Annotated in this window: 24 protein-coding genes; 11 read left to right on the forward strand and 13 right to left on the reverse strand. The window is 56.6% G+C overall.

Features of this window, described 5'->3' with window-relative positions; genetic code table 11:
* Positions 1–134 precede the first annotated feature (134 nt).
* Positions 135–1,070 (forward strand): hypothetical protein, encoded by a 936-nt coding sequence (locus tag ACR0DG_RS06790; protein WP_480695586.1) that lies wholly within the window; start codon positions 135–137, stop codon positions 1,068–1,070.
* Positions 1,071–1,151: 81 nt separating this feature from the next.
* Here ACR0DG_RS06790 and ACR0DG_RS06795 read toward each other — a convergent pair whose 3' ends face one another.
* Positions 1,152–1,793 carry a DUF1326 domain-containing protein gene (locus ACR0DG_RS06795; protein ID WP_480695588.1) on the reverse strand — a complete coding sequence of 214 codons (642 nt, stop codon included), beginning with the start codon at positions 1,791–1,793 and terminating at the stop codon, positions 1,152–1,154.
* 274 nt (positions 1,794–2,067) lie between these two features.
* Between ACR0DG_RS06795 and ACR0DG_RS06800 the strand changes: the two genes are divergently transcribed.
* The 3 genes from ACR0DG_RS06800 (at position 2,068) to ACR0DG_RS06810 (ending at position 4,166) form a co-directional block, all read left to right on the forward strand.
* The gene (locus ACR0DG_RS06800; RefSeq protein WP_480695590.1) at positions 2,068–2,544 is read left to right on the forward strand and encodes a PACE efflux transporter; all 477 of its coding nucleotides are present in this window, start codon (positions 2,068–2,070) and stop codon (positions 2,542–2,544) included.
* Between the two features lie 141 nt (positions 2,545–2,685).
* Entirely contained in the window at positions 2,686–3,375 is a 690-nt protein-coding gene (locus ACR0DG_RS06805; RefSeq protein ID WP_480695592.1) for an outer membrane protein, read from the forward strand.
* Positions 3,376–3,443: 68 nt separating this feature from the next.
* Positions 3,444–4,166, forward strand: a complete 723-nt coding sequence (locus ACR0DG_RS06810) for a glycosyltransferase family 25 protein (protein ID WP_480695594.1) — start codon at positions 3,444–3,446, stop codon at positions 4,164–4,166.
* 71 nt (positions 4,167–4,237) lie between these two features.
* Here ACR0DG_RS06810 and ACR0DG_RS06815 read toward each other — a convergent pair whose 3' ends face one another.
* A complete protein-coding gene (locus ACR0DG_RS06815) occupies positions 4,238–4,888 on the reverse strand; it encodes a peroxiredoxin (RefSeq protein WP_480695596.1) in 651 nt (216 codons plus the stop codon).
* Between the two features lie 213 nt (positions 4,889–5,101).
* On the opposite strand from ACR0DG_RS06815, the gene ACR0DG_RS06820 reads away from it, so the two are divergent.
* Positions 5,102–6,541, forward strand: a complete 1,440-nt coding sequence (locus tag ACR0DG_RS06820) for an aldehyde dehydrogenase family protein (RefSeq protein WP_480695598.1) — start codon at positions 5,102–5,104, stop codon at positions 6,539–6,541.
* Positions 6,542–6,596: 55 nt separating this feature from the next.
* Here ACR0DG_RS06820 and ACR0DG_RS06825 read toward each other — a convergent pair whose 3' ends face one another.
* The gene (locus ACR0DG_RS06825; protein WP_480695600.1) at positions 6,597–7,439 is read right to left on the reverse strand and encodes a bifunctional helix-turn-helix domain-containing protein/methylated-DNA--[protein]-cysteine S-methyltransferase; all 843 of its coding nucleotides are present in this window, start codon (positions 7,437–7,439) and stop codon (positions 6,597–6,599) included.
* Between the two features lie 119 nt (positions 7,440–7,558).
* Between ACR0DG_RS06825 and nth the strand changes: the two genes are divergently transcribed.
* Positions 7,559–8,203 carry an endonuclease III gene (gene nth / locus ACR0DG_RS06830; RefSeq protein ID WP_480695602.1) on the forward strand — a complete coding sequence of 215 codons (645 nt, stop codon included), beginning with the start codon at positions 7,559–7,561 and terminating at the stop codon, positions 8,201–8,203.
* A complete protein-coding gene (locus tag ACR0DG_RS06835) occupies positions 8,200–9,189 on the forward strand; it encodes an adenosine kinase (protein ID WP_480695604.1) in 990 nt (329 codons plus the stop codon). The genes nth and ACR0DG_RS06835 overlap by 4 nt, the downstream gene beginning before the upstream one ends.
* 5 nt (positions 9,190–9,194) lie before the next feature.
* Here ACR0DG_RS06835 and ACR0DG_RS06840 read toward each other — a convergent pair whose 3' ends face one another.
* From ACR0DG_RS06840 to ACR0DG_RS06855, 4 genes are all read right to left on the reverse strand, one after another.
* The gene (locus ACR0DG_RS06840) at positions 9,195–10,034 is read right to left on the reverse strand and encodes a DUF547 domain-containing protein (RefSeq protein WP_480695606.1); all 840 of its coding nucleotides are present in this window, start codon (positions 10,032–10,034) and stop codon (positions 9,195–9,197) included.
* On the reverse strand, positions 10,031–11,404 hold the full coding sequence (locus tag ACR0DG_RS06845) for a radical SAM protein (protein ID WP_480695608.1): 1,374 nt from the start codon (positions 11,402–11,404) through the stop codon (positions 10,031–10,033). Before ACR0DG_RS06845 ends, ACR0DG_RS06840 begins: the two co-directional genes overlap by 4 nt.
* A gap of 99 nt (positions 11,405–11,503) precedes the next feature.
* Positions 11,504–12,430 (reverse strand): glycosyltransferase family 2 protein, encoded by a 927-nt coding sequence (locus tag ACR0DG_RS06850; protein WP_480707086.1) that lies wholly within the window; start codon positions 12,428–12,430, stop codon positions 11,504–11,506.
* 103 nt (positions 12,431–12,533) lie between these two features.
* Positions 12,534–13,019 carry an RNA pyrophosphohydrolase gene (locus ACR0DG_RS06855; protein ID WP_480695612.1) on the reverse strand — a complete coding sequence of 162 codons (486 nt, stop codon included), beginning with the start codon at positions 13,017–13,019 and terminating at the stop codon, positions 12,534–12,536.
* A gap of 138 nt (positions 13,020–13,157) precedes the next feature.
* Between ACR0DG_RS06855 and ACR0DG_RS06860 the strand changes: the two genes are divergently transcribed.
* Positions 13,158–15,185 (forward strand): FAD-dependent oxidoreductase, encoded by a 2,028-nt coding sequence (locus tag ACR0DG_RS06860; RefSeq protein WP_480695614.1) that lies wholly within the window; start codon positions 13,158–13,160, stop codon positions 15,183–15,185.
* 466 nt (positions 15,186–15,651) lie between these two features.
* Entirely contained in the window at positions 15,652–16,557 is a 906-nt protein-coding gene (locus tag ACR0DG_RS06865; protein WP_480695616.1) for a LysR family transcriptional regulator, read from the forward strand.
* 51 nt (positions 16,558–16,608) lie between these two features.
* Here ACR0DG_RS06865 and ACR0DG_RS06870 read toward each other — a convergent pair whose 3' ends face one another.
* Positions 16,609–17,526 carry a hydrogen peroxide-inducible genes activator gene (locus ACR0DG_RS06870; RefSeq protein WP_480695618.1) on the reverse strand — a complete coding sequence of 306 codons (918 nt, stop codon included), beginning with the start codon at positions 17,524–17,526 and terminating at the stop codon, positions 16,609–16,611.
* Between the two features lie 98 nt (positions 17,527–17,624).
* On the opposite strand from ACR0DG_RS06870, the gene ACR0DG_RS06875 reads away from it, so the two are divergent.
* Positions 17,625–18,587, forward strand: a complete 963-nt coding sequence (locus ACR0DG_RS06875) for a sodium-dependent bicarbonate transport family permease (protein ID WP_480695620.1) — start codon at positions 17,625–17,627, stop codon at positions 18,585–18,587.
* Positions 18,588–18,591: 4 nt separating this feature from the next.
* Here ACR0DG_RS06875 and ACR0DG_RS06880 read toward each other — a convergent pair whose 3' ends face one another.
* From ACR0DG_RS06880 to ACR0DG_RS06895, 4 genes are read right to left on the reverse strand one after another with little or no spacing between them, the layout of a single operon-like run.
* Positions 18,592–19,494 (reverse strand): OmpA family protein, encoded by a 903-nt coding sequence (locus ACR0DG_RS06880; protein ID WP_480695622.1) that lies wholly within the window; start codon positions 19,492–19,494, stop codon positions 18,592–18,594.
* Complete coding sequence (locus ACR0DG_RS06885) at positions 19,491–20,063, reverse strand: peroxidase-related enzyme (protein ID WP_480695624.1); 573 nt, start codon at positions 20,061–20,063, stop codon at positions 19,491–19,493. Before ACR0DG_RS06885 ends, ACR0DG_RS06880 begins: the two co-directional genes overlap by 4 nt.
* A gap of 15 nt (positions 20,064–20,078) precedes the next feature.
* Positions 20,079–20,786: a GNAT family N-acetyltransferase gene (locus ACR0DG_RS06890; protein ID WP_480695626.1), complete on the reverse strand. Its 708-nt coding sequence runs from the start codon at positions 20,784–20,786 to the stop codon at positions 20,079–20,081.
* Complete coding sequence (locus ACR0DG_RS06895; RefSeq protein ID WP_480695628.1) at positions 20,783–21,505, reverse strand: competence/damage-inducible protein A; 723 nt, start codon at positions 21,503–21,505, stop codon at positions 20,783–20,785. Before ACR0DG_RS06895 ends, ACR0DG_RS06890 begins: the two co-directional genes overlap by 4 nt.
* Before the next feature lie 53 nt (positions 21,506–21,558).
* On the opposite strand from ACR0DG_RS06895, the gene sfsA reads away from it, so the two are divergent.
* Positions 21,559–22,260 (forward strand): DNA/RNA nuclease SfsA, encoded by a 702-nt coding sequence (gene sfsA, locus ACR0DG_RS06900; protein ID WP_480695630.1) that lies wholly within the window; start codon positions 21,559–21,561, stop codon positions 22,258–22,260.
* A gap of 2 nt (positions 22,261–22,262) precedes the next feature.
* Here sfsA and ACR0DG_RS06905 read toward each other — a convergent pair whose 3' ends face one another.
* Positions 22,263–22,628: a hypothetical protein gene (locus ACR0DG_RS06905; protein WP_480695632.1), complete on the reverse strand. Its 366-nt coding sequence runs from the start codon at positions 22,626–22,628 to the stop codon at positions 22,263–22,265.
* Between the last annotated feature and the right edge of the window lie 18 nt (positions 22,629–22,646).

The following is a 22,646-nucleotide window of genomic DNA, read 5'->3' on the forward strand; positions in this document are numbered from 1 at the left end:
GCGCACTACAGTCGGAAGTTGAAGTTCTATTTTTTTGTTACAACATCTTAATGTTTGACGGCATAAACTTAATGTGAGTTCCCACATGACCGCCGGTACACTCCCCCTTATTTGACAAGTTAACGGGTGGAGAAATGGTCAAACAGATTGCAGTGGACGTCGGCGGCGGCGTCGAAAAAACCAATACGGTTACTCTGGTCGAAGGCGACAAGTACTTTTTTGGAAATGTCAGCACGGCCAGCGATGATTTTGATAGCATCATGAGCACGAATTCGACTTATGACGCCATGGTCGAGCTTTTCTATCAGGCGCTGGGTGGAAACGTTGAAGGCGTAAAAGTCTCGGAACTGGACTGCCACGGGTACACGCTGGAAATCACAAATGACGCCGGTAAGACTGACATACTGCGCGTGGATGCCGATATGGCATCTTTGGACCAGAACGGCGGTTTTGGGGGCAATGTCGGCGACAATCGTGAATCCTTTAATGTGGTTTCGGCAACCGACAACACCAAGAACAGCAAGATTATCGGCACCAGTAAAAACTACGTCGACGACGAGCTGGGCACTGTTGGCGGGATCGGTGATCTGGTCGGCGGTTCTGCGAAAGGGGAAAGCGACTACCAGGCGTTGCTTCAGGCCGCTTTGGATGGGGACCCACGTGTCACTCTTCTGGATATTGACGGAGAAAGCTTTACGATTCAGGTCAACAGAAATGATGTGACCGACACGTTTCTGGTTAAGGACGCTGCCGGGATCATCGGTAATGTTTTCGGCTCGGACGATCTGATCAATCCAAAAAACAAAGAAGATCAATTCGTTTTTGTGTCGTCTGATGATCCTTTGAACAAAAAGATCGGAATCGGAACTGACGAGGTCGCAGCGCCGGACGAACCGGATCCACTAGGCGGATCGGTCAAGGTCAGCGATCTTTCAGCCATCGTTGAACAAGCGGACCAGATCGAAGACGTAACAGTCAACGAGATCGGGGGTCTAACGCAAATTGAGATCGCTGGAAACTCAGGCACAACAGACGTCATCACGTTTGAAACTGATTGGCTGTTAGTCTGACGTTTTGAATTTTTACCAAAAAGAAACGGGTGCAGAAAAGCACCTGTTTCTTCTTTTGTGGAACGGCGAAGTAGCTTTTAATTAGTGGCTTACCGCCACACCTGACGGTCCGTGCTTCATCACATGCCATTGCCCGTAGCTGTCATTAAGGTCCAGCTTGATCGCGGCATCCGCCTTGGTCGAGGCACTGCCGATCTCGGCCAGGGTGAATTCGATGCCGCCGGGGATGTCGATCCGAACACGATGCTCACCTCCGCCATGCGGGGCCTGAATCGGGCGACCGGACGAGCTTAGGACGTCACCGATTGCAACTTTGGCTGTGCGGCCTTCCATATCCATTTCGAAATCTATCGGTAGATAGAGGGTTTCGTGCACAGTCTTGCACATCGCGCGGAAGACGAACCAATGGGTCGCCATCTCTTCGGTCTCTTCACCGTGGAAAACCTTTTCCAAGGCCTCACGCTGCGCATCTGAGGCACCTTGGTCAATGATAACCTGCATCTCTCCGCCGCCCTCAAAAATCGGACCCGGCCAAGCGTAGATCAGAGCTGCCTTGCAACCGGTCAGATCGACGTCATCGAAATGCCCGCGCGATACCTCCAGAACTTCGAACCCGCGGCAATGCCCGTTTGTCGGCAGCTCCTCGAACTGGCAGGGGCATGCGTACCCGCAATTGCAATTTCCGAAGGCATCGCCTTCCAAATACCAATCTTTAAACGCCATCGTCTTCTCCTGTGATGCACAGTTTGAATGCCCGATACCCGCAATTGTCCAAATGAAGAATGTCCCGCCCCAGATCACCCTAACATATTTGACCCGACATACGAAGCCATGGGTGTGTTTCCGCCGGCCATCATGTGTCTGTGTGCAAGTTCACAGTCAAAGGCGCCTTGCCGTGACAGGTTACGTAACGGAAACAATCTACGCTTGGGCTGACATTTTTGACCCGAAACCAGAGCGAACAGATTTCAAAAGCGTGTATTTGAAGGGGCGGCAAATGACACTCAGGACATTCAAGGAACGAGTCATTCAGACGGGCAGTTTCGAGTTAATCGGCATCGCGTTTGTCTCACCTGTCTATGCCTACATCGCAGGCGCATCTATGGCCCACGGGTTCGCATTGATTACCATGCTGTCCATCGTCATCCTGATCTGGTCACCGATATTCAACACGCTGTTCGACCTGATTGAGCGACACCGAACCTGTCGACTTGCCTGTGCTCGCCCCCACCAGCTGCGAATTATTCATGCCGTGATGCACGAGGTGACCGCAGTCCTCATCACATGCCCGTTGCTGATGTATTTGGGGGGACATTCGTTAACAGCGGCGTTGGCCTTCAACCTCGGCCTGACCGTGACTTATTCGGTCTACACCTATGTATTCCACATCGTTTACGACCGTCTTCGTCCTGTTCAGCCCAACCTAACTGACGCCTCTTTCAAAGATCCCGCTAGCCCGGTTTCGGTCACGTAAGACGCGATCAAGTACTGCCTCAGATCAACGGCTCACACCCCTCAAAATACCTGTGAAACGAAGTGAAGGTTCCTTGGCTTCCTTTTGGACCTGCGTTGCCCACATGAGCGACACGAACCATTTGGAACAAAGGACATGGATATGGTTACGCGTCTTCTCATTACTACGGCGGCCCTGACGATCAGCGCTTCGGCGCTGTCCGCCCAAAGCCTGACAGACGGACTTTATATTCAAGGTTTCGCGGGATACAGCCAGCTGCAAGACAGCGACTTCAGCGGCACCATCAACGGATCTTCGGAAAACGTAGACACGGATTTTGATGGTGGATTTGGCCTTGGTGTCGCTGTGGGCAAGGAAATCCCACAATGGAGCAACGATACCATCGGCACCCGGGTAGAGCTGGAGCTGTCCTATCGCGACAACGACGTGGATGGGGTAAACTTTACCGGCAACGGACCCGCCGCTGAAGGGAACGTTTCGGGTGACGTGACGCAGACCTCTTTGTTTGCCAACGTGTTGGTCGATTTCAAACAGGCTGGATTGTTCACGCCTTACGTCGGTCTGGGCATTGGAGCGACCTATACCGATTTGGACTTTGCCTATGGTCCGGGGCTCGAGCTTGATGACAGCGACACGAACTTCGCGGCGCAAATCATTGCGGGTGTTTCATATGACGTCAGCGAGAATACCGCTCTGACGTTGGATACCCGGTACTCTCGTGCTTTCGACGTATCTTCTGACCGTTTTGCGCCTGATGGGTCGCTTACCGGTACAGTCGAAGACGATATCGACGCATTCAGCGTCAATTTCGGGTTCCGTCAAAGCTTCTGACCGCAATGGGAAGTGTTTCTCTCCGGTTTCACTTCCCCCGCATGCCCTCGTGCTCTATGCACAGGGGCATGCGATCTTTCGTTATTCATATGTCTTCAAGTGCTGCACGTCGACCGAACGCGGAACAGCTGTGCAATGATCTGCCAAACGCTGAGTTGTTCGAGGCTGTCGATGGCCGGGACCCGCATCAGATTGCATGCGTGCAGTTGTTTCCCGGCAACCTGCATCGCCCGGCATACCCGTTCAAACTGCGCCCTACTGAGATTGGCGTGTTCGAAAGCCACCGCCGGATTTGGCGCAAGCTGGTCGACGAGCAAATAGATCTTGCGATCATCACCGAAGACGATTTGCGGATTGATCCCGCGCGTATGACTACGGCACTGAAGATACTGGAGCCGATCGCCACGCCTGACCACTACATCCGCATACCCGTCAAACAGCGCGAAGTCGCGGCCAAGGTTCTTGCCCGGCAAGATGGGATGCGTCTGATCCTGCCCAAAGTGATTGGACTGCAGTGCGTTTGTCAGGTGGTCGGTCGAAATGCAGCCAAAAGGTTGCTGGCCGTTACGGACAAGATCGACCGCCCCGTGGATACATTTTTGCAAATGCATTGGCTGACCGGACAGCAAATTCTGTCCTTGCAAGGTACGCGAATTCAGGAAATCGCGGGCCAAATCGGTGGTTCAACCATTCAGGTTCGCCCACCAGCGTCCGACAAAGTCACGCGAGAGTTCAAGCGAGCCGCCTACCGGGCGAAACTGCTTCAACACCCTCAAAGACCGGCCGCATAGGCCGTCCGGCCTGAATCAGAGCAGCAGGCCCTTAAAAGGTAATGGGCGGAGCAATTGCCCCGCCCACGTTCTTAGCTGGGTGCTTTGGTCTTGCGCAGGTAAGGGAAGATGGTTTCAAACTCACCAAATTTCTCTTTGGCATCTTCATTCGATACCGCAGGTGGAATGATAACGTCTTCACCCGGCACCCAGTTGGCCGGGGTAGCAACACCCTTCGAACTCATCTGAAGACCGTCCAGAGCGCGCAGGATTTCCGCAAAATTACGGCCAACGGTCATTGGATAGGTCATCGACAGCTTCAACTGCTTATCGGGCCCGATGATGAATACCGAGCGGACGGTCGCGCTGTCCGCAGGGGTACGCCCATCGGGCAGGTAAGCTTCGGCGGGCAGCATGTCGAATGCTTTTGAAACCGCCAGACCATCATCCGCGATAATCGGAAAGCCCGGATTGGCGTTGCCGTAAGCCTCGATGTCTTTCTTCCACTTCTTGTGGTCTTCAACACCATCGACGGACACACCGATCACCTTGGTGCCACGTGCAGCCCATTCGTCATTCAATTGCGCGACCGCCGAGAACTCAGTGGTGCAAACCGGGGTAAAGTCCTTGGGGTGTGAAAACAGGATCGCCCAGCTGTCGCCAATCCAATCGTGGAACTGAATGGTCCCCTGATCCGTTTCCGCTGTAAAATTCGGGACAGTGTCGTTGATGCGCAAACCCATGATGCGTCTCCTCTGTTGGTATGGGAACCGAGTCGGTTGCAGCAAACTTAACCACTTTGGCCGCAGGTTAAACCTTTGTGTGCTTACGTAAGGTAAATTCACGTATCGCCATATTTGACTTACGTTTTTCGCTTTCGTCGCCATCCCTGCGATGCCAAAGTGGATTATAAGCCGACCGTTCGGTCGGTTATCTTGTGGTGCGGAGGAACCCTCATGATCGAAAAGCGCGATTTCTATATCAACGGCCAGTGGGTTTCCCCGGCACAGCCCAACGATTTTCAGGTCATCGACCCATCAACCGAAGAGCCTTGCGCCGTGATTTCATTGGGCTGGGCCTCCGATACTGACGCGGCCGTTGCGGCCGCGAAAGCCGCTTTGCCAGGGTGGATGGCCACCCCAGTCAGCGAACGCATCGCGTTGGTCGAAAAACTGGTCGAAGTTTACCAGACCCGCACCGAAGACCTTGCACAAGCTATGTCTCACGAAATGGGTGCCCCGATTGATATGTCGCGAACCCAGCAAGTGGGTGCAGGTATCTGGCATCTGAAGAATTTTGTGCGCGCGGCCAAAGCCTTTGAATTCGACCGCCCGCTGGGTGAGCACGCCCCGAATGACAGGATCATATACGAAGCCGTCGGTGTCGCCGCGTTGATCACGCCGTGGAACTGGCCGATGAATCAGATCACACTCAAGGTAGGAGCCGCCGCAATCGCTGGCTGCACAATGGTCCTGAAACCGTCCGAGCAAAGCCCGCTGAACGCGATGATCTTTGCTGAAATGATGGATGAAGCAGGATTCCCACCGGGCGTCTTCAATCTGGTGAACGGGGATGGCGTCGGCGTCGGCTCACACCTTTCAGCGCATCCAGACGTGGAGATGATCAGCTTTACCGGTTCAACCCGCGCCGGAACGGCAATTTCCAAGAATGCCGCCGACACGCTCAAGAAAGTGCATCTTGAACTGGGTGGTAAAGGCGCGAATGTGGTTTTTGCGGACGCAGATGAAAAAGCCGTCAAGCGCGGCGTGCTGCACATGATGAACAACACAGGTCAAAGCTGTAATGCCCCCAGCCGGATGCTTGTTCAGCGCCCGATCTACGATCAGGCGGTTGAGACCGCCGCCGAGGTGGCCGGCAATGTGGCCGTTGGTCCAGCGTCAGAAGAAGGCCGCCATATCGGGCCCGTGGTGAACGAGGTCCAGTGGACCAAAATCCAAGACCTGATCCAGAAAGGCATTGATGAAGGCGCGCGCCTGGTTGCAGGTGGCACCGGACGGCCCGAGGGACTGAACAAAGGCTATTATGTGCGCCCGACCGTCTTTGCCGATGCCAACAACCAGATGACCATCGCGCGCGAGGAAATCTTTGGGCCTGTTCTGACCATGATACCCTTCGATACCGAGGAAGAGGCCATCGAGATTGCCAATGACACGCCCTATGGCCTAACGAATTACGTCCAAACACAGGATGGAGCCCGCGCCAACCGCATGGCTCGGGCTTTGCGGTCCGGTATGGTCGAAATGAATGGCCAGTCGCGCAGCGCAGGATCGCCCTTTGGGGGGATGAAGCAATCCGGCAACGGGCGCGAGGGCGGCGTTTGGGGGCTTGAGGATTTCCTTGAGGTCAAAGCTGTCGGCGGTTGGGCGGCCGAGTAAGCTGGGCAAACTGTTATCCAGTTGTGAGGCACCCAAGGGTGCCTCGCTCTATTCTTCAGGCATCCGCCTGTGCGGCTTCATAGGCCAGCATGGCGCGTTTGACCGGCAACCCCCAGTGATAGCCACCCAACCCACCCGATTTTCGCAGCGCCCGATGGCACGGAATCAGCCAACTGACCGGATTGCGCCCAACGGCGGTGCCCACTGCACGAACGGCTTGCGGTGAACCGACCCGCTGCGCGATCTCTGAATAGGTGGTGACCTGGCCTGAGGGGATATGCATCAGCGCCTCCCACACTTTGATCTGCAGGGGGGAACCGATCAGATGCAGTGGCGTTTCAGACCGCTCTGCTCCGAAGGACGTATCGACCCAGGGGCGCAGTTTTTCGGCATCCTCGACATAGGTCGCCTTGGGCCAGCGAGAGATCATATCCTCCATCGCGGCTTCTTCTCCGGTCTCTGAACCAAAGGCCATCCCGCAGATGCCTTTTTCAGTCCCCATCACCAGCGTCGGGCCAAAGGGGCAATCGAACCAACCCCAATAAATCGTAAGCCCCTCACCTTTGCGGGCGTATTCGCCGGGGCTCATGGATTCCCATTTGAGAAAAAGATCGTGCAAACGGCCGCTGCCGGACAGACCGACATTATGGGCCGTGTCCAAAGTGGTGAACCGTTCACGCAGCAGCGCCTTGGCATGGCCTAACGTCAGATACTGCTGATACCGTTTGGGGGACACGCCGGTCCAACGCGAGAACAGTCGCTGGAAATGCGCTGGGCTCATGTCCATCTGCTTGGCCAATTCCTCGAGGCTGAGGGCCTCACCCCCCTGATCAATCAATTCGATCGCGCGGCGCATGACGTTGTAGTGGTATCCGCTTTCGGGGGTCTGGACGTTCATGGGACTCACCTCATTCCAATTGGCCAAACCATAGCGCGCAGGCCACGCCATCGCGACCCGGAACTTGCGCATTGGCTTTGGGCTTGTGTCAAAGCCCTGCGGGCGGCATTAAGACCCGGATGGCAAAGCAACTCGATTATCACACGATCCGCGAGATCTTTACGCGTTTTCAAGCCGCCGACCCCGAACCCAAGGGCGAGCTGGAGCATGTGAACGTCTACACTCTGGTCGTCGCCGTGGCGCTGTCGGCGCAGGCAACCGATGCAGGAGTCAACAAGGCCACGCGCGAGCTGTTCAAAATCGCCGACACCCCGCAAAAGATGCTGGATCTGGGCGAAGAGGGGCTGACCCAGCATATCAAGACCATTGGTCTGTTCCGCCAAAAGGCCAAGAACGTCATCAAACTCAGTCGTATTCTGGTCGAGGAGTATGGCGGCGAGGTGCCAAATTCACGTGCCGCCCTGCAATCTCTGCCCGGTGTCGGGCGCAAGACGGCCAATGTGGTTCTGAACATGTGGTGGCGGCAACCGGCGCAGGCTGTGGATACGCATATCTTTCGCGTCGGCAACCGTACCGGCATCTGCCCCGGCAAGGATGTGGACGCCGTCGAGCGCGCCATCGAAGACAATATTCCCGCCGATTTCCAGCTTCACGCGCATCATTGGCTGATCCTGCATGGTCGCTATCACTGCAAGGCGCGCAAACCCCTATGCGGAACCTGTATCATCCGCGATCTCTGCCAATTCGAGGACAAGAACTTATGAAAACCTATCAGCTCACCGGTATCGGAAATGCCGTTGTGGACGTGATCTCTCAGGCCGATGACAGTTTTCTGGAACTGATGGGCATCGAGAAGGGCATCATGCAACTGATCGAGCAGGAACGCGGTGAGGTTCTTTATGCCTCGATGGAAGGCCGGGTGCAGACGCCGGGCGGATCGGTCGCAAATACCATCGCGGGTGCCGGGGCACTGGGTCTGGATGCGGCCTTTATCGGTCGGGTTCATGACGATGCTTTGGGCCGGTTCTATGCGGACGCGATGAACGAGGATGGGGTTGATTTCGTGAACCCGCCGGTGCCGGGTGGGGAGTTGCCGACCTCACGCTCGATGATCTTTGTCTCGCCCGATGGCGAGCGGTCGATGAACACCTATCTGGGCATTTCCTCGGAACTGTCGTCTCAGGACGTATCCGAGGACGTGTCCGGCAACAGCCAGATCATGTTCCTTGAGGGGTATCTGTTCGACAAGGAAAAGGGCAAGGCCGCGTTTCTTGAGGCCGCGCGCACCTGTCACAAAGGTGGCGGCAAGGCCGGGATCGCCATTTCTGATCCTTTCTGCGTGGAACGTCACCGGGTCGATTTCCTGCTGCTGATCGAGAATGAGCTGGATTTCGTCATCGGCAACGAGGCCGAGATCAAATCGCTGTTTGAAACCGACGATCTGGAAGAAGCGCTAGCCAAAACTGCAGCAATCTGTCCGCTGGTCGTTTGTACTCGCTCAGGTGACGGCGTGACGGTTTTGTTCGACGGTCAGCGCACAGATGTGCCGGTAGAAAAGGTTGTGCCAGTAGATGCAACCGGAGCAGGCGACCAGTTCGCCGCCGGTTTCCTGTTCGGAATGGCCACAGGTCGCGATTATGAGACCTGCGCTAAGATCGGCAATGTCTGCGCGCGTGAGGTCATCAGCCACATCGGCCCACGCCCCGAAGCGAACATGAAGGAGCTTTTACAGGCCGAAGGGCTTTTGTAACACGCTCAGGACCCGGTTGCCGCGTCGTTCAGCGCCCAATCGTATTTATAGGCGCTGACCCGCGACGTGTTCTCCAGCTGGGCTTTTAAATCCGGGTCGGCGGCCGTCTTGATGTATTCCAAAACGGCTTTCTCATTCGATCCGAAATCCTCGCGGAACCAGACATAGATCTTGGACAAGATCAAACCGCCGCGATCATTGAAGCGCACGCCGCGCGGATCGTTGATATAGGCGCGTTCTGCTGCGGCCAGGTCGCGCTCCAGCGTTTCAGCCTGCCATGCGCGATCCATCAGGTTGGGGCAGCCCACGGCTGCACAGTTCAACGCATAATGAATGCGAGGTTCGTCAAAGGTTGGGCGAATGATGCGGTGTTCAATCTCGTTTAGGGTCAGGGTCTGACCCTCCACCGTGACCAGTGGCCTGTCCCATGGGCCAAAAGAGAACCCGCCATCTGTAATATCCCGGATCGACTCAACCGGATAGTTTTCAAGGATCAGGTCAACCGTGACCGCATTATAAAGGTTGATCCAATACGCAAGCTGCTGATCGCGGGTCAGCGTGGTTGGGTCCACTGACTGCAACCGGTTCAGGTAATCATCCAGCCGCGCTTGGTCGGCTTGCGTAACCTGCGCGTAAGCCACGCGATTCACACCTTGCGCGTCCGGTGCCACGTAGCTGTTCAGGAACGCGCTCCAATTGCGGTGATCGACGCGCTCACCGGGCGGAGGCGCGGTTTGGGTCAACGCGCTGTCCGGCAAGGGCGCCGCCGCGGGCAATGCCAGACGTTCGACGCTTGCACAGGCTGCGAGCAGCGGAAATAGCAGGATCAACAGGAAGGCTCTCATGACGCGTCCTTTCGAGTTTGACGCAGGGCGCGCATCTGCCCTTTCAATCGTTTCATAGGGGCCAGCGCAGGATCGCTTAGATCGGGTAGGTCGGGGCCACCCGAAAGACGCGGAACCGCAGCATTCCACCAGCTGGGGCCGGTTGGACCGTCAATGCGATCGGGGCTGGCAAGGTGCATGTCGCGTTGGGCGTTGTGCACACACATGGACAAGGGCCCGTTCGCCGTCGCCACCATAAACACGCATGACGCACATCGGTCTTCTTCCAACGCATCGGCTGCCATGAAGTTGTGAATGAAAACAGCCTGCCGACGAACCGGCCCCCGCAACAGCCCGGTCCCCAGCCGCAAAACACATACCGCCAGATGCAAACCGGCCCTCAAAGCCAGCCGCGGGTTTCGGAGAGCCATGCGCCGCACGCCATCTCGTATCACCAGATGCCCATCTGTCGCGCGGTCCGCCTTTTCAAGCGCTGCCATGACGCGATGCACCAGTTTTGGGTTCGACAGCACTGATCTTGCCCGACCACCCGCCGTCACGACGCTTGCGTATCGGTTGCACTTGGAATGACCCACAGCAGCCGTGCCGAAATGCAAAGGGGTTTCGTAGCCTTCCTCAACAGCTTTGGCGACGGCGTCCTGTGTGATTATGTCGGGACGTTCACGCAACACGCCGCGCCCGGTATCGGCCTGCATCTGGAACGACACAAAGGCAACCTCGGGCCGGTCTCTCAGATAGCGGGCTAGTGCCGGAAGCTCGGCAAAGTTGCCTTCAAACACCGTGGTATTGAACAAAATCCGAAGGCCCAGCCCGCGCGCGCGGCGAATATACGCCCGACGAACCGTGTTCAGTTCGACCTCGCTATCGAATCCTTTACGCTCCTGTGTCATGTCCACATGAAAGGCCACATCGTCCAGCCCGGCAGCGGCAAGACGTGTCAAAAAGGCCCGGCTGGCGCGAATGCCATTCGTCATCAAGCAGGACCGCATGCCCAATCGTCGGATCTCACGGCACAGCGCCTCAAGATCTTCGACTTTGCGCAACGTCGGATCCCCACCTGTCAGCTGCACGGAAACGCCAGATCCATAGTGGCTGTGGATCGTAGCCAACCGCGCGAACAGGACCGAGAGCGGGGGGTCATATGTCATCTCGGCCCGGTCAGACAGATAGCACAGTGTACAATCAAGATTGCAGCGCTGCGTCACCTCAAGCGCTACGCAGGCAATGGGATAAAAGCGACCCGCAGTCTGCCCGGCGCCGTATTCGCCACAGCTTTTCAAACCGGTACGCAAAGGTGCGCGGCGATCTGAGCCGGTGAATTTGCGCCCTGCAGGAGCGATGGCGAGTTCGGTATGCGCGGTGTCTCTCATGCGGACCAAGCTAGAGATGTGCCCCAGCCCGAACTACGCCCCCTCACGGCAACGTGCAGCGCAGTGAACGCCCGCCAGCAAAAACATCAGGTTTCGGTGTTACATCGTCAGCTTGGCAATGCGTTCGGAGGTCAGAAACCTGTCTCTTCTGTCCTGAAACAGACGTAACGCGTTTTGCTCGAGTTCGCGAAGGACGGGGTCCTGCAACCAATCCGACAACAAGCCCTCAACCGCGTCGATATGGTCAAGAATGCCAGTGTCCCGTCTGTCATTCCCGTTATGGCGTCGGAAAAAGGTCGAGTTGATGTAATATTTCTGATGGCTGTGCCCCATGCCGTCGCCGCGGTCATTTTTCATCAGAAATACATCCAGCGAACGGATCGCATAATGGTGAATACAAGCCACATCCCAGGTCAGCTTGTCGTTTGACAGAATATATCGTGCACGTCCGGGTGACTTGACCGCAGCATTGCTGATCTCTTCCCCTTTGGAATTCACGCAAAGGATTTTTGGGTCACGCGGGATTTTCGGCATGTGGTCTATTGCGAAGGTGAACTTCGATGGCCGGAACATGGATTTGTGACCAGAGTTAGGCCGCCGGGGCCGCGCCTGGCAGCGCAGGAAACTGCGCAATACACTGCCACCGCGCCAAAACCTTTGGCCGGAATTGCCAAAGGGCCGCCACATCAGCGCAATGTTATCTGCATGCCCGCACACATCCAGCAAATCGCCGACCCGACCGTCGCCTGCGGAAACCCTCAGGAATTCATCCGCATCAACATGCAACAACCAATCGGTGTCCGCCATTTGGGGCAGGCCCATAACCGCTTTCAATCCGTTCACCTGCGGGCTTTCGCCTTCGGGCACGGACTGATCGAAATGACGAACAACACCCAATGATTGCAACCGCTCAAGGATCTGGTCCGTCCCGTCCGTGCAATCATTGGTCACGACGTAGACATCGTCAAAACCGATGGCCTTGTGATAGGCCACCCATTCCAGAACGAACGGTCCTTCGTTCTTCATGCATGAGACAACGGCAGTTCTCACAACGCGACCCTGCCCACCCCGCTAAGACCGAATTCATTCGGATATGGAACTAAATCACACATGGGGCGTTGCCGAACTTTCATTCCAGATGCGCAGCAAACGCGCTGAGCACGCTGACGTAAACCGCGCGTTTGAACGGCACGATTTCATTGACCAGATTCGCAGGCTCCTGCCATTTCCACTGCGTGAACTCGGGGTGATCCGTTTCGATATTGATCTGCTCGTCGCGGCCCGTAAAACGCATCAGAAACCACTTTTGTTCCTGCCCGCGATACCGGCCTTTCCAGATCTTGGGCACGATGTCGTGCGGCAGGTCATAGGGCAACCAGCCCTCGGTTTCGGCGATGATCTCGACCAGATCGGCCGTGACACCAGTTTCTTCCCACAGCTCGCGCAGGGCCGCATCACGTGGGTCTTCGCCCTTGTCCACGCCGCCCTGCGGCATTTGCCAGGCGTCTTTGTGACGGTCATTCCGCTGCCCGACAAAGATCTTGCCCGCGGCATTCATCAGCATGAGCCCAACACAGGGCCGGTAGGGCAGTTTGGCGATTTCGTCGGGGGTCATGCGCGGCCTCATAAATGTGCTACGAAAACTCTGTATCAACAGCCGCAACGCCCGCATAGGGGGTGACGTTAGGTTTCACGTGACAAAGATGACGCGAACGTCAATCTAACGGGCAATATTCCTGAGGGAGAGTTCACCATGACTGCGTACCCAAACATGCTGGCCCCGCTGGACCTGGGCTTTACCACGCTGAAAAACCGCGTGCTGATGGGTTCGATGCACACCGGCCTTGAGGAAACCGGCGACTGGAACCGGGTGGCCGAGTTCTACGCTGACCGGGCGCGTGGTGGTGTTGCCCTGATGGTAACCGGTGGGATCGGCCCGAACCTTGAAGGTTCCGTCCTACCCGGAGCCGCAATGATGACCACAGATAAGGACGTTGCGAACCATTCGATCGTGACAGACCGCGTCCATCAGGCCGGCGGTAAAATCGCAATGCAGATCTTGCACGCGGGTCGCTATTCTTACGGTCCGAAATGCGTGGCGCCCAGCCCGGTCAAATCTCCGATCTCACCCTTTCCGCCGAATGAACTGGATGAAGACGGGATCGAAAAGCAAATCAGCGACATCGTCAACGCCGCTGTTCTGGCCCAGAAAGCCGGTTACGACGGGGTCGAGATCATGGGATCCGAAGGGTATTTCCTGAACCAGTTCCTTGTGACCCATACCAACAAGCGCGAAGACCGTTGGGGCGGGTCATATGAAAACCGAATGCGCCTGCCGATCGAGGTTGTACGACGGACGCGCGAAGCCGTCGGAACAGATTTCATCATCATTTACCGCTTGTCGATGATCGATCTGGTACCCAACGGCTCGACCCATGATGAGGTGGTTGAGCTGGCTCAGCGGATCGAAAAGGCCGGTGCTACAATCATCAACACAGGTATTGGCTGGCATGAGGCCCGGATTCCCACAATCGCCACCAGCGTACCCCGCGCTGCTTTTGCCTGGGTCACCAAAAAGCTGATGGGCAAAGTTTCGATCCCCGTCATTACATCAAACCGCATCAACACGCCCGAAGTCGCCGAAGAGGTACTTTCAACGGGTTGTGCAGACATGGTCTCATTGGCACGCCCAATGTTGGCGGACGCGGATTTCGTCAATAAGGCGATCGCCGGTGACGCCGCACAAATCGCGCCGTGCATAGCATGCAATCAGGCCTGTCTTGACCACACGTTTGGCGGCAAGCTCACCTCGTGTCTTGTGAATCCGCGTGCCTGCCATGAAACCGAACTGGTCATTGAAGATGCCCAGACGACCAAGACAGTCGCCATTGTCGGCGCTGGCCCGGCAGGGCTGTCCACTGCGATGACCGCAGCCCAGCGCGGACATAAGGTCACCCTGTTTGACCGGGCCACCGAAATTGGTGGTCAGCTGAACATGGCCAAACAGGTGCCCGGTAAAGAAGAGTTCTGGGGGCTGGTCGACTGGTACCGCACGATGCTGGACGAGTTGAACGTAAAGGTTGAACTAAGCCGCGAGGTCACCGCCGACGATCTGTCAGGTTACGATGAGATTGTCATCGCAACAGGCGTCACACCGCGCGATCCGCAAATACCGGGACAAGATCGCGATAACGTCCTCACTTATATTGACGTCCTGCGGGGCAAGGCCGATGTCGGTAAATCTGTCGCCGTTATTGGTGCAGGCGGTATTGGCTTTGACGTTTCCGAATTTCTGCTGGAAGACGGCCACAGTGTCACCACGGATCTTCCGGCGTGGATGAAGGAATGGGGCGTGACAGATCCGGCTGAACACCGCTCGGGCCTGGCACCCGAGGGGCCGCAACCCGCCGCGCCTGCACGGCAGGTCACGTTGTTGCAACGCAAGAAACAGGCGCACGGCAAAGGGTTGGGCAAGACGACGGGCTGGATCCACCGCGCAACGCTGAAGATGAAGAATGTGAATTTCGTCGGTGGCGTGAACTACGAACGAATCGACGATGACGGACTGCATATCACCTTTGGCGAAGAACGCGCCGATCCGACCGTGATTGCCGCGGACACAATCGTTCTGTGCTCAGGACAGGTCTCGGACCGTAGCCTCGCAGATATCCTGATCGAACGCGGACTCACACCGCATGTGATCGGAGGAGCGGACGTGGCCGCCGAGTTGGACGCGAAACGGGCGATTAATCAAGGCACGCGATTGGCCGCAAGTTTTTAAGAATAACGCCGGGATCAAAAATCAAAGGATGGTGGTGCCCCCATTTGTCTCAATCGAGCCCTGTGGGTGCCATCCCCTTTTTCTTTGCAGGTACACCGCTGTCATCGGAGCATGCGTGGTATTTGCATCCAAAAGCATCTCGACATAGGCGATCCTAGCCGGGGTATTTTAGTTTCGCGATTAACTCATGTGAGTGGGATAGAAAAAGTCAGGATCGAGGTGGTGAAAATGAGGCCCAAAACCTTCTCGATGGCCACAAAATTGCCATTCTCATTTTGGCATAATCGGGCTAAGACCCACAAAAGCCTGTGATTACTGGGTTTGTGGCGATTTAGGAAACCACCGTTTCCGCGTTTCCCATCCTTAAACGATCCCTTTTAAATCCCTGATATTATCCCGACTCTGCCCTGTTTCCGCCCAGATTGCCCGTCAGGTTGGTGCAAACGAAAAGACCTGGGGAACGAGGATGGACAGACTGACCGAAATGGAAGCCTTTGCCAATGTGGTGGACCAGGGCGGCTTCACCGACGCGGCGAAAAAGATGGGCATCTCCAAATCGGCCGTGTCAAAGCACGTATCGAGCCTGGAGGCCCGCTTGGGCGCCCGCCTGCTGAACCGTACGACACGGCGTGTTTCGCCGACCGAGATCGGCTTGGCCTATTATGATCGCGCCCGCCGCGTCTTGAATGACGCGGGTGAAGCAGACGCTTTGGTAACATCGATGCAATCCGCCCCATCCGGGCTGTTGCGGATCAGCGTTGCGACCGATTTTGGTGTGAATCACCTGTCTCCGGTCCTGTCAGAGTTTCTGTCGGCCTACCCGGACATCACCGTGAACATGGTTCTTAACAACCGCTATGTGGAGCTGATTTCAGAGGGTTTTGACGTGGCCGTGCGCATTGGTGAGCTTGAAGACAGCACCCTGCGCGCCCGCAAGCTGACGGAAACCGTTAAACGCATGGTCGCCGCACCCAGCTATGTTGAAAAATATGGCCGTCCGCAAAAGATCGACGACCTGAACGAACACAAGTTGCTGCACTATTCCAGCCAGTCATCGGGCAACGTGTGGAAACTGACCGCACCTTCGGGTGAAAAACGTCAGGTCCGCACTGCAGGTTGGCTAAGCGTGAATGACGGGCAGTCCTTGCTGAACGCTGCGATCTCGGGTCTTGGGATCGCGCATCTCCCAAGCTATCTATATGCCAACGCTTTGAAATCCGGACAGGTTTTGGACGCGATGCCGTCACTACCGGATGAAGTGCAGGGTGTCTTTGCGGTCTATCCGCCCGGCCGCTTTACCCAGCCCAAAGTACGCGCATTCATTGATTTTCTGGTCGAGTCCTTCAAAGACAAGGGACCGATGGATTGGTAATTTCTCCCCGGTGAAACTAGACGGCCCGCACATCTGTGCGGGTCTTTTTTTTCAATCGCTCAGAACCCTCAACCCCATCCCGCGCGCCACGGTGCGCAGCGACTCTGTCAGAATATTCTGGCCGGGCAAATTACGCTCGCCGCTGCGCGACAGCAGGGCAATGTCGCGGTTGGCATTGGGAATTGCCAGCGGGCGCAAACGAACTTCGTCACGATATATCCCCTGACGCCGGGCATACAAATCGGGCAGAACCGCAGCACCAACCCCCGACGCGGCCATCAACACGATCGAATCCAGTGTCGTGCCCTCATATTCATCTGAAACCACCCCTCCGCATTCGGCCGCCAAAGCATAGACGATACGGGACAAACGGTGACTTTGGTCCAGCGTCAGGATCAGCCGATCGCGCAAATCCTCGGCCGTGACACCGTGAAGATCGCGCGCCAGGATATCGTCGACCGCGACACCTATCCATAAGGTTTCATTGAACAGTCGCTGTTGAACCGTGTTGGGATGATCTTCGGGGGTGGAAATGATCATGTCGAACCGCCCTGTTTTCAGGCCCTGCTCAAGATCGCGGGTGTTTTCCTCGCGTACGACGATACGCAGCCCTGGACGATCCTGGTGCACCCTTTTGATGACTTGCGGCAACAGGTACGGACCAATTGATGGCAACACGCCCAGCCGTAGTCGTCCCCCAACCGGAGTATCGCTGGTGACGGCGTGGCGCAGATCCTGAACGTCCGCGAGGATCTTCTGGGCGCGGGAAATGAACTCTTCCCCCTTTGCCGTTACCTGAACTCCACCGCGGTTTCGGTCGAATATCCGCAGCCCAAGCTCTTGTTCTACCGTCGCAATTTGGGCCGACAAGCTGGGCTGGCTGACATTGAGGACCTCAGCGGCCAGCCCAAAGCGACCCAGTCGGCTTACCATCACAATATATTCCAACTGGCGCAGGGTTGGTCGCATTTAATAGCCTTAAACTATGTTAAATTTAGAAAGATAATATTGGGATAAATCTTTTCTGCAAGGCAACAGCCCCAAAAGACCGGGACAGGAGCCTAAATATGCCCAGCGTAATCGAAACCCTCTCCAGCAATTTGTTGGTGCCGACGATCCTCTTTTTTGCCCTCGGGTTGCTGGCCGCATTTGTGCGAAGCGATCTGTCCATTCCAGAAGGCGCAGCCAAATTCATGTCGCTGTACCTATTGCTGGCCATCGGGTTCAAAGGCGGTAGCAACCTGGCAGAGCATGGGGTTCATCTGGACCTGTTTTTGACATTGCTGGGGGGTGTTGCGCTCTCGTTTGCCATTCCGTTTGTGGCGTTCGGATTGCTGAGGGCGATGACCCGCTTGGATGCTTTGAACGCGGCGGCGGTTGCAGGACACTATGGGTCGATTTCGATCGTAACGTTTGTGACCGCGACCAGTCTTTTGGATCTGGTCGGCCTCAGCCATGACGGTTTCATGGTGGCCGTAGCCGCCGCGATGGAGGTGCCTGCCATCCTGTCCGCGCTCTGGCTGGCCCACAGGTCGGGCGGAAACGGTGTAAAGGACGACAAACTCTGGCGGGATCTGCTGGCCAATGGGTCAATCGTATTGCTGACCGGAGCCTTTCTGATCGGCGCCATTACCGGCGGCGAGGGTATGCAGATGATCGCGCCCTTCATTGTCACCCCATTCACCGGGATTCTTTGCCTGTTTCTGCTGGATATGGGCCTGTCGGCGGGTCGAAGCCTGATCAAGAACCGGGACAAGCTGTCGGTGGGGTTGTTTGCCTTTGGTGTACTGATGCCCCTGATCGGAGCGCTGATGGCCTGGGTCGTGGGTGCCTTGATCGGACTGTCTGAAGGAAGCTTGTTCCTGTTTATGGTTCTGTCCGCATCGGCCTCATACATCGCGGTACCTGCCGCAATGAAAATTGCGCTGCCCAAGGCCGAATCCGGAATCTATCTGACCCTGTCTCTGGGCGTTTCCTTTCCGTTCAACATCACGGTTGGACTGCCTGTGTACCTGTGGTGGGTTATGTAGGCGATTAGTTTAACAGCAAAACCGCCTCGACCCGGCGGTTTTGCTCGCGGCCTTCGGGGGTTGCGTTAGACGTCATCGGGGCCAGATATCCGATCCCCCGCGCCTCGAGCCGATCACCAGCTATCCCATAATTTTCGATCAACCGAACACGTACTGCCTGGGCACGCCCTGTGCTAACCGAAATATTCGCCTCAAGCGCGCCCGTGTCGTCCGTGTTCCCAACAAGCGCCAACCGGACATCCGGGTTTTCGGACATGTAGCCCGCAATCAGACCCAAAGAGGAAAACGGGCCTTCGCCCAGTGTTATCTCTCCGGTGCGAAAATGCAGGTCGGCCAGAATGACATGGCCGTTCTCTTCCAGATCAGCCAGCAAACCCCCAGCCTGCGTAATCGTCTCTTCGACGACAAGAGGTGGGGGGGGCGGCGCATCCACCGGCGTAACGCGGATCATCTGAACATAGCCGTCCGGCGGGTTGCGGCTCACCAAAAGGCTCAGGGCTTCTTCTCCGCGTGTTGCGGACAAAAAGCGGTAATCCTGAATGGAAACATACATATCCGGGGTGGGCACAACCTCGGTATTAAAGCGGAAATCAAACCCGCCACAGGTATCCGCATCGCATTCGAAAAGAACGTCAAACCCCTGCGCCTCGATCTGGTCACGCAGTGGCGATAGCAGTTGCAATGTGGTGCTTGACCCGGACTGCAAGCGCCATGTCAGCCGCTCGACCTGCCCTTCGACGCGTAGCGTCGGCACCGTGCCACCGGAGAATGGGCCGGTTGGCATGTAATAGCTGTCAAAAGGACTGGCCCGATCACTGACCAATCGCGAGCCGGAAGGCATCGCGACTTCTTGGGCAAGCAAGGGTCCGGCCATGACGGCGAGTATCAGGGCGACCCGGCAGATCATCGGGCCTGCGCGTGGTAATCTTCGTTCGGGGCCATCGCCGTGGCACTGGCGACCCTGTTCGACATGTTGAAGAAACCGGTCACATTGGCGATGTCCCAGATATCGCGATCCGAGAATCCTGCGTCGCGCAAATGTTGCCGGTCGGTCTCATCAATCTCGGCGCTGGATGTGGTCATTTTCACAGCAAAATCCAGCATCGCACGTTGTCGTGGGTTTAAGGGTGCTACCCGGTAATTCATCATCAACATCTCACCCAATTGCGGATCACCGGACAATTGTCGGACGGCTGCTCCGTGGGACACAAGACAATAGAAACACTTGTTAATTGCAGACACAACAACGGCAATCATCTCACGCTCGAGCTTGGATAACCCGCTTTCGGCCAGCATCAGGTCGTTATACATGCCGGTGAAGGCGTTCAGCTTGTCGATGTCAAAGGCATATGCGCGCAGAACATTGGGAACAAAGCCCAGCTTTTCGACGCAGATATCAAAGTACCGCTGCGTCTCAGTCGGCAGCGGGTCGACCATGGGTAGGTTCAATGCAGTCGGCAAGGTGTGATCGGTCACGTCAGGCTTTTCTCCTTACACAAGCTGACGGTAATGATATTCTCCGGCAAGCTCCATCCCAAGCTTTGCATAAAGGGCGTTCGCCCCTGCATTCGCCTTGGTGCAGATCACGCTGAGGGTATGTGCCCCTTGTTCCTGCGCCCAAAACGCGGCCGCCCGCATGGCCCATTGACCCAGACCATGTCTGCGGTGGTTGGATAGAACTTCAAGCGCGTGCACCATGGAAATCTTACCTTGCATAGCCACAAAGGCCGTCCCCGCAGGCTGATCGACGCGGCGCAGCAAAAGCCCGGTTTTCGGCCCTTGCGCCCGTTCCATAACGGCAAGCCGCGCCGGCCCGATGCCGCCCTTGGCCCAGATTTCGTTCATCACGGCCAACGGGTCCCAAATGGTGAAAACCGTCACCCGCGGAATCGGCACGTCGGTGAGATGAGAGACCGGACATCTGTAAATATTCACGGGGTCCAGAACCGAATACCCGCGACCCGCAAGTTGCCTGTCCAGTGTCTCATTTCCCGGCCAGATGCAAAAAATGCGCTTTTGGCCCATAGCCAGCATAGCCTCTTCCGCGGCATCAATCTGGGCCTCGGTCGCGGGCTCAAAGGTACTTGTCGCGGAAACGCGCGAGCCGCCGCCCTGCCCTTCACGCAGTTGAAAAGGGCCTAGCTTTTGATATCGCGCAGCCGGCCATGTTCCGTCCACAACACCGGGCCAATCCGTCAAAGCGCGAACTCTTTTGCCAAACGGGTGACAGCGACGTCGACGCGCGCACCATCCGTGCCACGCACAACCACATTGGCACCAAAGACGCCATTCACCTGGAACGGGTAGCTGCCAATCGCCAGATCCGGAAAATCGGCGGCCAGAGCGGCAAGCGGGCCTGCAATATCGCCTTCCCCCCGATCCACCCGCAGCGTCTGCGACAAAAGCGGACGGCCTCCGGTCAGCCCGGGCAGCACGCTGGCCACCATTGCCTGAAAGACAGACGGCACACCTGCCATGACATGCACGTTTTCAATCGTGAACCCCGGTGCCGTCGAAACCGGATTGTCAATGAGCGTTGCGCCATCCGGGATACGCGCCATACGCAAACGGGCCGCGTTCAGTTCAAGCCCGGATTTTTCATAATGCGCTTCGAGAAGCGCGCGTGCGTCCGCGCGAATATCTATCGGTCTGTCAAACGCGCGCGCGATGCAGTCGGCCGTGATGTCATCATGTGTGGGTCCGATACCGCCACTGGTGAATACATGGTCATGCGCCTCAGACAATGCGCGCACGGCGGCTTCAATTGCGGGTGCATCATCGCTGACGACGCGGACCTCTTTCAGGTCAATCCCCTGTTTCGTAAGCTCTCCGGCAAGGAAATGCATATTCGCGTCGCGCGTTCGGCCAGACAGGATTTCATCCCCGATCACAAGCATTGCAGCAGTTGGATTGGACATGTCGAAGTGCCCTCCTCTTGATCGACCCTTGAGGCAGGTATAGGCCGTGACACATGCGCTTTGAAACCCCTCTTGTCCCCGCCCGCCTGATCCGACGTTATAAACGCTTTCTTGCCGATTGCAGGCTGGAGGACGGGCGTGAAGTTACCGCGCATTGCGCCAACCCGGGGTCAATGATGGGTTTGGCAGAACCTGACCAGAAAATCTGGCTGGAACCCAATGACGACCCGAAGAAAAAGCTGAAATTCGGCTGGCGGTTGGTCGATCATGAAAACGGACACTTCACGGGTGTCGACACTTCGGTTCCCAACAAAGCCTTGCGCGCCGCGCTTGAAACTCGGGCAATCCCTGAGCTGGCCGCCTATGAAACTGTGCGTCCCGAAGTCAAATACGGCGAGAACAGCCGAATTGACTTCCTTCTGACCCAACCCGGCATGCCCGACGCCTATGTCGAAGTCAAAAGCGTGACACTATCGCGCCAATCCGGTTTGGCCGAGTTCCCCGACAGTGTCACCGCACGTGGTGCCAAACACCTGACGGAACTTGCGGCTATGTCAGCAGAAGGGCACCGGGCGATCATGCTGTATCTGGTTCAACGTACCGATTGCGATCAATTTACGCTGGCGGCGGATATCGATCCCAAATACGCGGCGGCGTTCTCTGAGGCGACAGGGGTTGAGCGTTTGATCGTTGGCACAAAGATCACACCCGAGGGTGTTTGGGTCGATCCCGCAAAGCGCTGGCAGATCGTCTGAGATTACGGCACGATCCGGAAATCCCCTAAAAAGGCGCCCGAGTTCGCAAACAGCCCCCTGTAGGTTCCATCGGGTAAACGCCCCACCTGCGCGCACAGCATACGCCCCTGCCGGAAGTCCTGCCAACGGCTGCAGATTTTGTTGTCTTCCACCCACCAAATGCCCGTGTCCTGCCCAACGCGCGGAACCAAGGCCTTAAACGTTTTGTCAGCGCGCAACGTGGCGGTGCCGCTGTAGTGCAGCCTTTTGAATGAAATTTTGCGATCTTCCGTCAGCAGTGCCGCGATTTCAGGTCCGGACAGCATGGTCACATCTTCGCGGCAGCCTGCAAGGGCCACAAAAAGAAGGATCACCGCCCGTAACTTCATCGTTTCCACATGCGTCTG

The organism is Ruegeria sp. BG8, from assembly GCF_056538325.1.

Excerpts from the sequence above, each read along its gene's own strand:
- ACR0DG_RS06790 (WP_480695586.1), top strand. The coding sequence starts at position 135 with ATGGTCAAACAGATTGCAGTGGACGTCGGCGGCGGCGTCGAAAAAACC.
- ACR0DG_RS06795 (WP_480695588.1), bottom strand. The coding sequence starts at position 1,793 with ATGGCGTTTAAAGATTGGTATTTGGAAGGCGATGCCTTCGGAAATTGC.
- ACR0DG_RS06800 (WP_480695590.1), top strand. The coding sequence starts at position 2,068 with ATGACACTCAGGACATTCAAGGAACGAGTCATTCAGACGGGCAGTTTC.
- ACR0DG_RS06805 (WP_480695592.1), top strand. The coding sequence starts at position 2,686 with ATGGTTACGCGTCTTCTCATTACTACGGCGGCCCTGACGATCAGCGCT.
- ACR0DG_RS06810 (WP_480695594.1), top strand. The coding sequence starts at position 3,444 with ATGCGATCTTTCGTTATTCATATGTCTTCAAGTGCTGCACGTCGACCG.
- ACR0DG_RS06815 (WP_480695596.1), bottom strand. The coding sequence starts at position 4,888 with ATGGGTTTGCGCATCAACGACACTGTCCCGAATTTTACAGCGGAAACG.
- ACR0DG_RS06820 (WP_480695598.1), top strand. The coding sequence starts at position 5,102 with ATGATCGAAAAGCGCGATTTCTATATCAACGGCCAGTGGGTTTCCCCG.
- ACR0DG_RS06825 (WP_480695600.1), bottom strand. The coding sequence starts at position 7,439 with ATGAACGTCCAGACCCCCGAAAGCGGATACCACTACAACGTCATGCGC.
- nth (WP_480695602.1), top strand. The coding sequence starts at position 7,559 with ATGGCAAAGCAACTCGATTATCACACGATCCGCGAGATCTTTACGCGT.
- ACR0DG_RS06835 (WP_480695604.1), top strand. The coding sequence starts at position 8,200 with ATGAAAACCTATCAGCTCACCGGTATCGGAAATGCCGTTGTGGACGTG.
- ACR0DG_RS06840 (WP_480695606.1), bottom strand. The coding sequence starts at position 10,034 with ATGAGAGCCTTCCTGTTGATCCTGCTATTTCCGCTGCTCGCAGCCTGT.
- ACR0DG_RS06845 (WP_480695608.1), bottom strand. The coding sequence starts at position 11,404 with ATGAGAGACACCGCGCATACCGAACTCGCCATCGCTCCTGCAGGGCGC.
- ACR0DG_RS06850 (WP_480707086.1), bottom strand. The coding sequence starts at position 12,430 with ATGAAGAACGAAGGACCGTTCGTTCTGGAATGGGTGGCCTATCACAAG.
- ACR0DG_RS06855 (WP_480695612.1), bottom strand. The coding sequence starts at position 13,019 with ATGACCCCCGACGAAATCGCCAAACTGCCCTACCGGCCCTGTGTTGGG.
- ACR0DG_RS06860 (WP_480695614.1), top strand. The coding sequence starts at position 13,158 with ATGACTGCGTACCCAAACATGCTGGCCCCGCTGGACCTGGGCTTTACC.
- ACR0DG_RS06865 (WP_480695616.1), top strand. The coding sequence starts at position 15,652 with ATGGACAGACTGACCGAAATGGAAGCCTTTGCCAATGTGGTGGACCAG.
- ACR0DG_RS06870 (WP_480695618.1), bottom strand. The coding sequence starts at position 17,526 with ATGCGACCAACCCTGCGCCAGTTGGAATATATTGTGATGGTAAGCCGA.
- ACR0DG_RS06875 (WP_480695620.1), top strand. The coding sequence starts at position 17,625 with ATGCCCAGCGTAATCGAAACCCTCTCCAGCAATTTGTTGGTGCCGACG.
- ACR0DG_RS06880 (WP_480695622.1), bottom strand. The coding sequence starts at position 19,494 with ATGATCTGCCGGGTCGCCCTGATACTCGCCGTCATGGCCGGACCCTTG.
- ACR0DG_RS06895 (WP_480695628.1), bottom strand. The coding sequence starts at position 21,505 with ATGTCCAATCCAACTGCTGCAATGCTTGTGATCGGGGATGAAATCCTG.
- sfsA (WP_480695630.1), top strand. The coding sequence starts at position 21,559 with ATGCGCTTTGAAACCCCTCTTGTCCCCGCCCGCCTGATCCGACGTTAT.
- ACR0DG_RS06905 (WP_480695632.1), bottom strand. The coding sequence starts at position 22,628 with ATGAAGTTACGGGCGGTGATCCTTCTTTTTGTGGCCCTTGCAGGCTGC.